Source organism: Vreelandella aquamarina, from assembly GCF_900110265.1.
In the GTDB taxonomy this organism is placed as follows: domain Bacteria; phylum Pseudomonadota; class Gammaproteobacteria; order Pseudomonadales; family Halomonadaceae; genus Vreelandella; species Vreelandella aquamarina.
On record NZ_FODB01000043.1, the window covers coordinates 21,291 to 35,772 of the forward strand.

A 14,482-nucleotide genomic window follows, 5' to 3' on the forward strand; every position below is an offset into this window, starting at 1 on the left:
CATGACCGCTCAAAGCGCACAACCCCTCTATATTGGTGGTCGCCCGGTTGATGCCACCTCCGGCGAAACATTTACCGTTACCAATCCTTATGATGGCAGTCTGCTGGCCACGATTGGTCAGGCAAGCCAAGCCGATGTCGATAGCGCCGTTCAGGCAGCACAGCGTGGCCAGCGTGAATGGGCCGCCATGACCGGCATGGAGCGCTCACGCATCCTGCTACGTGCCGTAGCACTTCTTCGCGAGCGTAATGACGAGCTTGCCGAGCTGGAAACCCGCAATACCGGCAAGCCGATCAGCGAAACCGCCAGCGTCGATATCGTGACCGGTGCCGATGCTCTAGAGTACTACGCAGGCCTTGCCCCGGCGATTGAGGGCAGCCAAATTCCCCTGCGCGATAGCTCGTTTGTTTACACCCGCCGCGAGCCGCTAGGTGTGATCGGCGCCATTGGTGCCTGGAACTACCCGATTCAAATCGCCTGCTGGAAAGCGGCTCCGGCACTCGCCGCTGGCAACGCCATCGTGTTCAAGCCCAGTGAAGTCACACCGCTAACGGCGCTTAAGCTTGCCGAAATCTTCACTGAAGCAGGCTTGCCCGACGGTGTATTTAACGTGGTACAGGGCGATGGTCGCGTCGGCGCCATGCTGACCGAGCACGAAGGCATTGCCAAAGTCTCGTTTACCGGTGAAGTGGGCACAGGCAAAAAAGTCATGGCCGCTGCCGGTGGTTCCACGCTGAAAGACGTGACAATGGAACTCGGCGGCAAATCTCCGCTAATTGTCTTCGCCGATGCCGACCTCGAGCGCGCAGCCGATGCCGCCATGATGGCGAACTTCTACTCCAGCGGCCAAATCTGCACTAACGGCACTCGCGTGTTCGTTGAGCGCAGCGTCAAAGAGGCGTTCGAAGCCAAGCTAGTAGAGCGCGTGGCACGCATCAAAGCAGGCGACCCGATGGATCCGAGCGTCAATTTCGGTCCGCTTGTCAGCTTCGAGCATCAGGAAAAAGTGCTCTCCTACATCGCGCTCGGCAAAGAGCAAGGCGCACGCGTGCTGGCCGGTGGCGACGCGTGGAACAGCGGCGAATGGGCCAAAGGCGCCTGGGCGGCCCCCACGGTATTCACTGACTGCACCGACGAGATGCGTGTCGTCAAAGAGGAGATCTTTGGCCCGGTAATGTCAGTACTCGCCTTCGACGACGAAGAGGAAGTCATCCGCCGCGCCAACAACACCAAGTACGGCCTAGCCGCCGGCGTCTTCAGTGAAAGCCTGAACCGCGCGCACCGTGTGATTCACCAGTTAGAAGCAGGCATCTGCTGGATTAACACTTGGGGCGAATCTCCCTCTGAAATGCCGGTCGGCGGCTATAAAGAGTCCGGCATTGGCCGTGAAAACGGTGTGGAAACGCTAAACCACTACACCCAGACCAAGTCCGTACAGATCGAGATGGGGCCGTTCGAGTCGGTGTTTTAAAGGCTGAGCCCAGCTTTCGTACACCGAACTCCCCTTTCTGGATGAGAGAACCGCTATGTCTCAAGCAACTGAGTTTGATTACATTATCATCGGTGCCGGTTCAGCAGGTAACGTGCTGGCCACGCGCCTGACCGAAGACAGCGATGTCAGCGTGCTGCTGTTGGAAGCCGGTGGCCCTGACTACCGTTTCGATTTTCGCACCCAAATGCCCGCAGCGTTGGCTTACCCACTACAGGGCAAGCGTTATAACTGGGCGTTCGAAACCGACCCCGAACCTCATATGGACAATCGCCGTATGGAGTGCGGGCGTGGCAAAGGCCTAGGCGGCTCCTCGCTGATCAACGGTATGTGCTACATCCGCGGCAACGCGCTTGATTACGACCACTGGGCCAAACAGCCCGGTTTGGAGGAGTGGGATTATTTAAGCTGTCTGCCCTACTTCAAAAAGAGCGAAACCCGCGATATCGGCCCGAACGACTACCACGGTGGCGACGGGCCCGTCAGCGTGACCACTCCCAAAGCGGGCAATAACCCGCTTTACCGCACTTTTATAGAGGCGGGCAAGCAAGCCGGTTACCCAGAAACCGAGGACGTCAACGGCTACCAACAAGAGGGCTTCGGCCCGATGGACCGCTTCGTAACGCCGAAAGGTCGCCGCGCCTCCACCGCTCGTGGCTACCTGGACACGGCCAAACAGCGCAGTAACCTGACCATCGAAACCCGCGCCGTCACCGACGTGATCGAATTCGAGGGTAAGCGCGCCGTCGGCGTCCGCTACGAGCAGAAAGGCCAGCCCAAGCAGGCTCGCGCGCGTCGCGAAGTGCTGCTGTGCGGTGGTGCGATTGCCTCACCACAGATTCTCCAGCGCTCAGGCGTCGGTAATTCGGAGTGGCTGAAAGAACTGGGCATTCCCGTGGTGCACGACCTACCCGGCGTCGGTGAAAATCTGCAAGACCACCTGGAAATGTACATTCAGTACGAGTGCAAGGAGCCTATTTCGCTCTACCCTGCACTGAAGTGGTACAACCAGCCGAAGATTGGGGCCGAGTGGCTGTTTAACGGCACCGGTATAGGCGCAAGCAACCAGTTCGAGTCCTGTGGCTTCATCCGTAGCCGCGATGACGAGGAGTGGCCAAACCTGCAGTACCACTTCCTGCCTATCGCCATTAGCTATAACGGCAAGAGTGCCGTTCAAGCGCATGGCTTCCAGGCACACGTCGGTTCCATGCGTTCAGAAAGCCGCGGCCGTATTCGTCTGACATCTAAAGACCCCCACGCGGCACCGAGCATTCTGTTCAATTACATGGCCAAAGAGAAGGATTGGGAAGAGTTCCGCGACGCGATTCGCCTAACTCGCGAGATCATCGCCCAGCCCGCCTTCGACCGATACCGAGGCCGGGAAATTTCCCCCGGCCCGGACGTGCAGAGCGATGAAGAGCTCGACAATTTCGTCAAGCAGCACGCCGAAACTGCTTATCACCCCTGCGGCAGCTGCCGCATGGGCGAAGGTGACATGGCGGTGACCGATGCCCAAGGCCGGGTACATGGGCTCGAAGGACTGCGCGTGGTGGATGCATCACTATTTCCGGTCATTCCAACCGGCAACCTGAATGCTCCCACCATCATGCTGGCCGAAAAAATCGCCGACCGTATTCGCGGTCGCGAGCCCCTGCCCCGTGCCAGCGTAGATTACTACGTCGCCAACGGCGCGCCTGCCAAACAGGCATCGTAGCCTGAGACGAGTGCGGGCTTATCGACCCGCTGCGTCAAAACGCCATGGTTCCGCGCCATGGCGTTTTTTATGTCTTAACTGCGCTACATTGAAGATATAAAGCGAACGTATAACGGTGAAAGGCTTGCACTAAGCATCTTGACTCTGCGAATATTCAAACATACGTTTAAATACGTTCATTAACAACCATCCACGGAGATCCCCCATGCTCACCTTACTACTCATCGTGCTGGCCGTTGCGGGCTTGCTCGTGGTGATGCGCCGCGAGGCAGGTGCCACCGCTGCCCTTGCCCTACTAGGCGTACTGGGCTTAATTGGCGTTGTGTTAGGCGCACCGATCATAGGCACCTTGCTACTCATTGCCGCCGCCGCAGTAGCCGTGGTGGGCCTTCCTGCACTGCGCAGTAAATGGCTAACCCCGCGTATTTTTGCCACTTTCAAAAAAGTAGCGCCGAAAGTATCGGCGACCGAGCGTACCGCGCTGGAAGCGGGTAGCGTTTCCTGGGATGGCGAGCTTTTTTCAGGTAAGCCCCAGTGGCAATCGCTGCTCGACTTCAAAGACGATGGCCTAAGTGACGAAGAGCAGGCGTTTTTAGACAACCAGTGCTCAAAAGCCGCTGGCATGTGCAACGCCTGGGATATCGCCCGTGAGCGTGCCGACCTGCCCCAAGAGCTATGGGACTACCTGAAAAAAGAAGGCTTCTTCGGCATGATTATTCCGAAGGAGTACGGCGGTTTGGGCTTCTCTGCCAAGGCGCAATCCATGGTGCTGCAGAAGCTCTCCGCCAACGAAACCCTGATGGTGACTGTAGGCGTGCCCAACTCTCTCGGCCCTGGCGAACTGCTGCTGAAGTACGGCACCCAAGAGCAGAAAGACCACTACCTGCCGCGCCTAGCCGATGGTCGTGAAATCCCCTGCTTCGGCCTCACCGGCCCCCGCGCAGGTTCAGATGCGACTTCCCTTCCAGATACCGGCGTGGTGTGTAAGCAAGTCATTAATGGCGAAGAAGTCGTGGGCGTGCGCCTGAACTTTGAGAAGCGCTGGATCACCCTGGCGCCCATTGCCACCGTGGTTGGCCTGGCATTCCGCCTCTTCGACCCGGAAAACCTGCTGGGCGAAGAAAAAGACCGCGGCATTACCCTGGCGCTGATCCCCCGCGATACCCAGGGTATGGACATTGGCCGTCGCCACCACCCGATTGGCAGCCCGTTTATGAACGGCCCGATTAAGGGTAAAGATGTGTTCGTACCGCTGGACACCATTATCGGTGGCCCGGATATGATTGGCCAAGGCTGGCGTATGCTGGTGGAGTGCCTCTCGATTGGCCGCTGCATCACGCTGCCTTCTGGTGCCACCGGCACCGCGCGTTACGCGCTGGGCTGGAGCGGCGGCTTTACCCGCGTGCGTCGTCAGTTCAACGTACCGGTCGCAGAGATGGAAGGCGTGCAAGAGCCCCTGGCACGTATGGCGTCATTGGCCTACATTTCGGCAGCCACGGTGTACCAAACCGCTAACCTGATCGACCATGGCGAAAAGCCAGCGGTACCCTCTGCCATCCTGAAAAGCCAGCTGACCGAATTTCAGCGCGTGCTGCTTAGCGATGCAATGGACGTGCACGGCGGTAAAGCAGTGACGCTTGGCCCGCGCAACTACTTGGGTATCGGCTATAGCGCGAACCCGGTAGCCATTACCGTAGAAGGCGCGAACATTATGACCCGCAACCTGATGATCTTTGGTCAGGGCGCTATTCGCTGCCACCCTTATGTGCTGGAAGAGCTGGCTGCCAAAGATGCCAACGATGTGAAAGCCTTCGATAAGGCGTTCTTTGGTCATGCGGGCCTGATTTTCGGCAACGCGGCCCGTGCCTTCACGCTGGGCTTCGGTCTCGGCAAGCCCAGCGTGCCGTTCAGCGGTCCGGCCGCTGGTTACGCCCAGGATATCGCGCGCCTCTCTGCCGGCTTCGGCCTGTGTGCAGATGCCGCCATGGCCAGCCTCGGCTCTGAGCTGAAAAAACGCGAAATGCTTTCCGCCCGCCTGGGCGATATCCTTTCCAACCTCTACCTTGCCTCTATGGTGCTTAAGCAGTGGCATAACGGCAATAAAGTAGAAGGCGAAGAAGGCCTACTGCATTACAGCATGCAGTTCCTGCTTAACCGCGCAGAGCAGGCCTTTGTTGAGATTTTTGACAACCTGCCAAACCGTGCGCTGGGTAAAGTACTCAACGTCGTGGTCATGCCTACAGGCCGTCGCTGGAATAAGCCACATGATGACTTAGCCCGCGATATCGCACGGCGTGTCTCTACCCAAAGCGCGCTACGCAGCAAGCTGCTAACCAACACCTGGGACAAAGACGACGGTACAGAATCTAACCCGTTGGCACGCTACAACGCTCTGCTGAAAGAGTACGACCGCGCGGAGGCTATTTACCGCACGGTAAACAAAGCCTACGCCAAAGGTGAGCTGCCGCAAACGGCACTTCACCCCGAAGCACGGGTAGAAGCCGCTCTGGAAAAAGGCTTAATTAACGAAGAAGACGCCGCCTTTATGCGCACATTTGAAGCTGAAGTGCTGGAAATGCTGACCGTCGATGACTTTGCTTACGACGCGTTTGCCAACGACAAGTCGACACTGATCGACCATAACGCAGCACCTGCCAAAGCATCGCCGCAGGCAGAGACCAGCGTTAAGTAAATGGCTTTTAGCCCTCGACCAACCGGCCCACCAAGGGCCGGTTTTTTATGCCACCCGCATGTTCTAAAACGAATCAAACGAACATTATAGCCATAGGGCGTAGTGGAGACTGAGCAAACCGAGCTTCTTACTCACCCTGAAAACTCTATTTTTGAGTTCTTCTACGCCTAAAAGCGAATACAAACGGCCATCAAAAGCGTTGCAAGTTCGCAAATGATCAACTAGCCTTTCGTTAATGAAAATATCGCATGGGTTGGTTGCCACACAATAATCGGCAAATAAGTACGGCCAACCACCCTCCCTCGCGATCAGCGCACTACACAATTATCGATACCACCTATCAATAACAACGACGCTAGCGAGATCGGCATGTCCTTACATTTGCAAAATATCGACCACGTCGTCGGGGGTCAGACCCATATCAGTGGGGTTAACCTCGAACTGGAACCAGGTTCCTTTAACGTGTTGCTCGGACGCACGTTGGCGGGCAAAACCACGCTCATGCGTCTAATGGCAGGCTTAGAGCAGCCCACCCGCGGGCGTATCTTCATGGACGGCAAAGATGTCACCGGCGTTTCGGTTCGCAAACGCAACGTGTCGATGGTCTACCAACAGTTCATCAATTACCCCAGCCTGACGGTACGCGACAATATTGCTTCACCGCTGAAACTAGCCAAAACGCCTCAACAGGAAATTGATCGGCGTGTCGGCAGTATTGCTGAAATGCTGCATATCGAACATCTGCTCGACCGCTACCCCCAAGAGCTCTCAGGGGGGCAGCAGCAGCGCACCGCCATGGGCCGGGCGCTAGTCAAAGATGCCGATCTGATTTTGTTCGACGAGCCACTGGTCAACCTGGACTACAAACTGCGCGAAGAGCTGCGCGACGAGCTGCGTGAGCTGTTCAAAGCCCGTAACTGCATTGCCGTTTACGCCACCACCGAACCCAACGAGGCGCTGGCACTCGGCGGCAATACGGCCGTGCTGCATGAAGGACGGCTGCTCCAGTACGGCCCCACCGAACAGGTATACCGTGAGCCCAACGGTCGTCATAGCGCCGAGATGTTCTCCGAACCGCCGATTAATATCGTGCCCGGAAAGCTGACCGCAACGGAAATCACTTTCGACCAGTCGCTGCACTTCCCCTGCGACCCCGGCCTTCAGCGGCTCACCCCGGGCGATTACGACTTTGGCGTACGCGCCTCTCATATCACCCTCAAACCCCAGTCAGTCGACGATCTCGAGCTGCCAGTCAGGGTCGACGTCGCCGAGATAAGCGGTTCTGAAACGTTCTTACACGTGCGCCATGAGCGCTTCCCTCTGGTGCTGCATTTAGCGGGAATTCACGAGTTTCACGTCAACGATGCGATCAACGTGTACTTCCCAACGCATCAGCTCTACGCCTTCGATAAACAGGGCAGCACCGTGCACATCCCCTCTTCTGCTCAAGGGAGCGTTGCTCATGGCTGAGATTACTTTAAAAGGCTTGGCGCACAGCTATAGCAAAAGTCCTAGCAGCCATAGCGACTACGCGATTCGTCAGATGGATCACGTGTGGCACCAGGGCGGTGCTTATGCACTGCTGGGCCCGTCGGGCTGCGGTAAATCAACCCTGCTAAACATTATTTCTGGCCTGCTGGAACCCTCCGAAGGTGACGTACTGTTCGATGGTCACCGTGTGAACGAGCTGCCGCCGGAGGAGCGCAACATCGCCCAGGTGTTCCAGTTCCCGGTGATCTACGACACCATGACGGTGTACGACAACCTGGCTTTCCCGCTGCGCAACATGAACACCCCCGAGTACAAGGTCGACCCGAAAGTTCGGGAAATTGCCGATATCCTCGACCTCACGCCGCTCCTCTCCCGGAAAGCCAAAAACCTCACCGCCGATGAGAAGCAGAAAGTCTCCATGGGCCGCGGGCTAGTGCGTGACGACGTCTCTGCCATCCTATTTGACGAACCCCTCACGGTGATCGACCCGCAGCTCAAGTGGAAGCTGCGCCGTAAGCTCAAAGAGATCCATGAGCGCTTCAATATCACCATGATCTACGTTACCCACGACCAGCTCGAAGCCTCTACCTTTGCTGACAAAATTGCGGTGATGTACGACGGTCAGGTGGTGCAGTTCGGCACGCCTCGTGAACTGTTCGAAAAACCGGCGCATACCTTCGTGGGGTACTTCATTGGCAGCCCGGGGATGAACTTCATGAGCGTCACCCATCAGGCGGACAAAGTGATGTTTGGCGAGCTGCCGCTACCCGTGAATGAGGCCGTTAGCCGCAGCGTGGCGGCCGCAGGCTCCAGCAATATTAAGCTTGGCATTCGCCCGGAGTTCATTACGGTCAGCAACTCGCCGGAGCCAAACAGCGTACCGGTTGAAGTGGTTAACCTGCAGGACTTGGGGACCTACTCGCTGCTGAGCTTTACCTTGAACGGCCAGTTGTTCAAAGCGCGCCTGCCTGAAGGTCACGCGCCGGTAGGTGACGCTGCTCATGCAGTGTTTTCCGATCAGCACATCGCGCTCTACGTCGATGAATACCTAGTGGAGATCGGCCATGAATAATAAAGTACTCAATAACCGCGCATGGCTGCTGGTCCTTCCCATGCTGGTACTGGTGGCTTTTTCGGCCATCATCCCCTTGATGACCGTGGTCAACTACTCGGTGCAGGATGTGCTAGGCCCTAATGCGCGCTTCTTCACCGGCACCGAGTGGTTCCACAGCATTCTAAACGACTCTGCGCTGCGCGACGCGTTCGTGCGCCAGATTCTGTTTTCCCTGACCATTCTCGCCATCCAAGTGCCTTTGGGCATTGGCATTGCGCTGATTATGCCTAAACGCGGCTGGCAGGCCTCTGCCGTACTGATCTTGATTACCCTGCCGCTTCTGATCCCTTGGAACGTGGTGGGCAGTATTTGGCAAATCTTCACCCGTGGCGATATTGGCCTCATGGGTTACGGTCTGCGGGAGCTAGGGATCAACTACAACATTACCCGTAATTCGGGCGATGCCTGGGCAACCATTATCTTGATGGACGTTTGGCACTGGACTCCGCTGGTGGCGATGCTCTGCTACAGCGGCCTGCGTTCGATCCCCGAGGCTTACTACCAAGCAGCACGTATCGATCGTGCCTCCAAGTGGGCGATCTTCCGCTACATCCAGCTTCCCAAACTCACTAACGTACTGGTCATTGCGGTGCTGCTGCGCTTTATGCACTCGTTCATGATTTACGCCGAGCCCTTCGTACTGACCGGCGGCGGCCCGGGTAGCTCCACCACCTTCCTGAGCCAGTCACTCGCGACTATGGCTATCGGCCAGCAGGATCTGGGGCCCTCTGCCGCGTTCTCGATCATCTACTTCCTGGTTATTTTGCTCGTGAGCTGGGTGTTCTACACCACCATCATGCACATGCAAAAAGATAAGAACCCGCACGGGGGAGCATGATATGTACCGCTTAGATAACGCCCAGCAGGGCGAGAAGTACAACACCATATTTAGCAGAACCACCCCGGCACAGCGGCGTAAACGCAATGCGCGCAGCCGCTTTCGCGCGCGGTTTCTGCTGGGGCTGTACCTGTTCCTGATGATCCTGCCAATTTATTGGCTGATTAATATGTCGCTGCAGACCAACAGCGAGATTTTGGGCTCCATGACGCTATGGCCCAAAAACCTGACGTTTGATAACTACATCGGCATTTTCACTAACTCCAGCTGGTACATGGGCTATGTGAATTCAATGCTGTATGTAGCGCTCAACATGCTAATCACGATTTGCGTGGCGCTGCCTGCCGCCTATGCCTTCAGCCGCTACCGCTTTATTGGCGATAAGCACCTGTTCTTCTGGCTGCTCACCAACTTGATGGCACCGCCTGCGGTGTTTCTGCTGCCCTACTTCCAGCTCTACTACTCGGTAGGTTTGTTCGATACCCATATCGCCGTGGCCCTGGCCCACTGTTTGTTCAATATTCCGCTGGCCATCTGGATTCTCGAAGGTTTCATGAGCAGCGTGCCAAAAGAGATTGATGAGACGGCGTATATCGACGGCTATAGCTTTCCGCGCTTCTTTATCAAGATTTTCATTCCTATGATCCGCTCCGGTATCGGCGTCACGCTGTTCTTCCTGTTCATGTTCTCGTGGGTAGAGCTGCTGCTGGCACGCACGCTGACCGCCACCGACGCTCAACCGATCGGCATGATCATGACGCGGACCTCCACCGCATCGGGCATTGACTGGGGCACGCTTGCCGCCGCTGGTGTACTCACCATCGTGCCGGGCATTTTGGTGGTGTACTTCGTTCGCAACCATATCGCCAAGGGCTTTGCCCTGGGCCGCACCTAAGGAGCACCGTTATGTCTTGGATGGTATGGACAACACCGACTGCCATTTTCTTTTCATCCATTGCAGCGATGCTAGCAGGGATGACGCTGTGGGAGATCTTATCCCCCACCGTCGAACGCAAGGGGTTTCTACCCATTAGCACCACCCGCGGCGACCGGCTGTTCATCGGCCTGCTCTCCGCCGCGTTTATTCACCTGGGGGTGATTGGCTTCACAACGCTATCCATTTGGATAGCGCTGGCACTATCAGCGGTATGGCTGCTGGTGTTGATGCGCTGGGGCTAGGCCGACGGCTTTCTCAGCGGATGTACGGCGGTATCAAGGACGCTCACGTCATCAAGGAAGAGCACAACAAAACGAGGTCAACATGCGTAATAATAAGTTCAAACTCACTACCCTCGCCGCTAGCCTAATGCTCGCCTCGGGGAGCCTAATGGCAGACGACCACGACGCACGGGCAATCGCCGAGCGTTTGGTGGACGAGCACTTCCAAGACTCGACGCTCAGCCGTGAAGAGCAGATCGAAGAGCTACTGTGGTTCGCCAAGGCTGCCGAACCCTTCCGCGGTATGGATATACAGACCGTAGCCGAAGGCCTGACCACGCACGTGTATGAAAGCGAAGTGCTCGCTCCCGCGTTTAGCGAGCTGACCGGCATCAACCTGACCCATAACATCATCGGCGAAGGTGACGTGGTCGACACCATGCAGAACCAGATGCAGTCGGGCAACAGCATCTACGACGGCTTCGTCAACGACACCGACTCCATCGGCACGCATATTCGCTACGGCACCACCATCAACCTAACCCAAGCCATGGAGAACGAGTGGGCAGACTACACCCTGCCGACGCTGGACCTGGACGATTTCATCGGCCTGCAGTACGGCACCGGCCCGGATGGCAGTCTCTATCAACTGCCCACCCAGCAGTTCGCCAACCTGTACTGGTTCCGCTATGACTGGTTCCAGCGTGAAGACTTGCAAGAGCAGTTCCGTGACATTTACGGCTACGATTTAGGCGTGCCCACCAACTGGACCGCTTATGAAGATATCGCCGAATTCTTTACCGAGCATGTCGGTGAGATCGACGGTACTAAGGTCTACGGTCACATGGACTACGGCCGCCGCGACCCCTCTTTGGGTTGGCGCTTCCACGACTCCTGGCTCTCCATGGCAGGTATGGGCAGCCCCGGCGTACCGTCCGGTAACCCGGTGGATGACTGGGGTATTCGTGTCAACGAAGAGAGCCAGCCGGTCGGCGCAAGCGTAAGCCGCGGTGGCGCGACCAACTCACCTGCTTCCGTCTTCGCCATGCAGAAAGCCGTGGATTGGCTGCGTGATTTCGCACCGCCTGAAGCCCAGGGAATGACCTTTGGTGAAGCTGGCCCCGTGCCCGCCCAGGGCCATATCGCTCAGCAAATCTTCTGGTACACCGCCTTTACCGCTGACATGACCGACCCGTCTGTTGCCGTCACCGACGACGAAGGTAACCCGCTGTGGCGCATGGCACCCTCTCCCACTGGCCCCTACTGGGAAGAGGGCATGAAGGTGGGTTATCAGGACGTAGGTGCCTGGACCTTCTTCGATTCTACGCCTGAAGATCGCCGCACGGCCGCTTGGCTGTTTGCCCAGTTCACCGTGGCGAAAACCACCTCGCTGGAAAAACTGATGGCGGGCCTAACGCCAATTCGCGAGTCGGATATCTTCTCCGAGCAGATGACCGAAATGGCACCCCGACTGGGCGGCCTGGTGGAGTTCTACCGCAGCCCCAACGAGTCTAACTGGACCCCTACCGGCACCAACGTACCGGACTACCCACGCATGGCACCGCTGTGGTGGCAGAACCTGGCACCGGTGATGAGTGGTGAAGTCACGCCCCAAGAAGGCCTCGACAAGCTCGCGGCCGATATGGACAACACCATGAACCGCTTGGCCCGCGCCAACGTCTTCGACAGCTATGCCCCAGTGCTGAACGAAGAGCGCGACCCGCAGTACTGGCTTGATCAGGAAGGTTCACCGAAGCCGAAGCTTGACGATGAAATGCCGCAAGGCACCACCGTTCCTTACGATGAAATGATGGAAGCATGGATGGCGGCCGGCACCCGCTAAGACCTATAGGGCGGGCGCCAGCCCGCCCCTTTTCCGTGGTGTCATCAGCGGCGGGCATTGTTGCCCTCTCCACTCGTTGAGACCGCAACCGACACGGGGCTTTTTCTTAATTAATTGGAACCGCTATGAAACTGCGTAACCGTAATGTCGAGAAATTGCACACTGATGACTTTGACGCACTGATTATCGGTGGCGGCATCAATGGTGCAGCAACCGCCGCTGCTCTTGCGGGCAAAGGTGCTAAAGTAGCCCTAATCGACCGTGGCGACTTTGCCGGCAGTACCAGCATGCACTCCTCGAACCTGGTTTGGGGCGGCATCAAATACATGGAAAGCAAAGACTTTGCGCTGGTACGTAAGCTCTGCAAAAGCCGCAACCACTTAATCAAAAGCTACCCGTCTACCGTTCAAGAAATTCGTTTCCTTACCACGATTACCAAAGGTTTCCGCCACTCTCCGCGCTATTTGTGGGCGGGCACCTGGCTTTATTGGCTGATGGGCAACGGCTTCACCAAGTTACCGCGCTTGCTCTCGCCCAAAAAGATCAAGCAAGAAGAGCCGATTATCGATATTGAAGGTGCCGTTGGCGGGTTCGAGTACTCAGATGCTTACCTGCACGATAACGACGCCCGCTTCGTATTTAACTTCGTACGCCATGCCCTTAACTACGGTGCCGTGGCGGCCAACTACGTCGAATCGTTGGGGGCCGAACGCGAAGGCGATACCTGGGTGACCAAAGCCCGCAACGTAATGGATGGCAGTATCTTCAATATTCGTTCCAAAGTGTTGATCAACGCCGCTGGCCCCTGGGTCGACCAGCACAATGCCCTGACGGGGCAAAAAACGTCCCACCAGCACCTCTACTCGAAAGGCATTCACTTGATTGTGCCGCAGTTAACCGACACCAAGCGGGTGCTGGCGTTCTTTGCCGATGATGGGCGGCTCTTCTTCGTCATTCCGATGGGCAACCGCACCTGTATCGGCACCACCGACACTCATATGGAGCACCCCGAGGTCGACGTCACCGCCGACGATATCGCGTTCGTTTTGGAGAACATCAACAAGCGCCTGACGCTCGACAAACCACTCACCCAAGCCGACATCATATCGACGCGCTGCGGGGTACGCCCTCTCGCCATCAAGGCCGACCAGGGCAGCGACCGCGACTTCCTGCAGCTATCGCGCAAGCATGTCATCGATACCAATCCAGAGAGTGCCCATATCAGTATCTTTGGCGGCAAGCTCACTGATTGCCTCAACGTGGGCGATGAAATTGCCGAGGAGGTAAAAGCGCTTGGCGTGGCGCTCAGCGATCCTAACTTTCACTGGTATGGCGAGCCGCCCGAGCCGGTGAAGCAGCAGTTTATGGATCAAGCCAAGCGCATGAACCTGGATGCCATGACGGCGGCTACCTCTTCAGAGCCGCTCTCCTCAAGACTATGGCGACGTTATGCAGAACAAGCGATTCCCATGCTTGAGAAAATTCGCCAAGACCCTTCTGAAGCCGATATTTTGATCGAAGGCACCGAGTACATCCGCTGCGAGCTCGAGCACGCGCGTGACCATGAGATGATCACGCAGTTGGAAGACTTCTTACGTCGCCGCGCCAAGGTGTCGCTGGTCGTTCACCATGAGCAGCTGCGCCAGTCGCCAGGCCTAAAAGAGGCCTGTCGGGTCCTCTTTGGCGAAGAAGCAGAAGAACGATTTACCACCTACTTCAAAGAGAATCGTGATACGTCTCGGCCGTCGGTTGAAACGCTCTCTTAAACAGAAGCGAGCATTTTAAACCGTCACTCTTGCTCAATCGAGTAGGAGGGGGAGTCGCCTCCCCCGTCCTCTCACACCACCGGGCAAACGGATCCGTACCACGGCGGTTCCTGTCCCCCATTATCGGGCTGAGCTTCGTTCCGCTGAATTCGCTCGCCTGTGTGCTCTGAGCGCTTCGACAGTCTTTGGGCTTCCGGCCCGCCATACAGTTATCGAGAGCCCTCCGGGGAGGCTTCTGCTCGTACACATCAGAGAGTGGTCAACTATCCACTCGTGACAGGTTCAGCCCTTCAGCTCTTGGTTAGAGAGCCTAATATGGCCTCTGCTGACTCCTGTTCGCCCATCCCGACACCTCACGGTGTCGGTAGCCAGTGGCA

10 protein-coding genes are annotated in these 14,482 nt (G+C 57.0%); all 10 read left to right on the top strand.

All coding sequences use genetic code 11. From position 1 onward, the window contains the following. Position 1 precedes the first annotated feature (1 nt). The 10 genes from betB to BMY49_RS12275 all read left to right on the top strand — a co-directional run bounded on the left by betB (position 2) and on the right by BMY49_RS12275 (position 14,105). Positions 2–1,471, top strand: coding sequence for a betaine-aldehyde dehydrogenase (betB, locus tag BMY49_RS12230; protein WP_062359359.1), 1,470 nt, complete (start codon positions 2–4; stop codon positions 1,469–1,471). Positions 1,472–1,526: 55 nt separating this feature from the next. After that, positions 1,527–3,203 carry a choline dehydrogenase gene (gene betA, locus BMY49_RS12235; protein ID WP_062359360.1) on the top strand — a complete coding sequence of 559 codons (1,677 nt, stop codon included), beginning with the start codon at positions 1,527–1,529 and terminating at the stop codon, positions 3,201–3,203. A 205-nt stretch (positions 3,204–3,408) separates the two neighbouring features. After that, positions 3,409–5,895, top strand: coding sequence for an acyl-CoA dehydrogenase (locus tag BMY49_RS12240; protein ID WP_062359361.1), 2,487 nt, complete (start codon positions 3,409–3,411; stop codon positions 5,893–5,895). Positions 5,896–6,264: 369 nt separating this feature from the next. After that, positions 6,265–7,365 (top strand): ABC transporter ATP-binding protein, encoded by a 1,101-nt coding sequence (locus tag BMY49_RS12245; protein WP_062359362.1) that lies wholly within the window; start codon positions 6,265–6,267, stop codon positions 7,363–7,365. Further along, a complete protein-coding gene (locus tag BMY49_RS12250; RefSeq protein WP_058577767.1) occupies positions 7,358–8,458 on the top strand; it encodes an ABC transporter ATP-binding protein in 1,101 nt (366 codons plus the stop codon). The genes BMY49_RS12245 and BMY49_RS12250 overlap by 8 nt, the downstream gene beginning before the upstream one ends. Next, complete coding sequence (locus BMY49_RS12255) at positions 8,451–9,338, top strand: carbohydrate ABC transporter permease (protein ID WP_062359363.1); 888 nt, start codon at positions 8,451–8,453, stop codon at positions 9,336–9,338. Before BMY49_RS12250 ends, BMY49_RS12255 begins: the two co-directional genes overlap by 8 nt. A 1-nt stretch (position 9,339) precedes the next feature. After that, positions 9,340–10,233, top strand: a complete 894-nt coding sequence (locus BMY49_RS12260) for a carbohydrate ABC transporter permease (RefSeq protein WP_062374354.1) — start codon at positions 9,340–9,342, stop codon at positions 10,231–10,233. A gap of 11 nt (positions 10,234–10,244) precedes the next feature. Next, a complete protein-coding gene (locus BMY49_RS12265) occupies positions 10,245–10,517 on the top strand; it encodes a DUF2160 domain-containing protein (RefSeq protein ID WP_044628030.1) in 273 nt (90 codons plus the stop codon). Positions 10,518–10,599: 82 nt separating this feature from the next. Further along, entirely contained in the window at positions 10,600–12,339 is a 1,740-nt protein-coding gene (locus BMY49_RS12270) for an ABC transporter substrate-binding protein (RefSeq protein ID WP_058577768.1), read from the top strand. A gap of 125 nt (positions 12,340–12,464) precedes the next feature. After that, positions 12,465–14,105 (top strand): glycerol-3-phosphate dehydrogenase/oxidase, encoded by a 1,641-nt coding sequence (locus BMY49_RS12275; protein ID WP_044628032.1) that lies wholly within the window; start codon positions 12,465–12,467, stop codon positions 14,103–14,105. Positions 14,106–14,482: the final 377 nt, after the last annotated feature.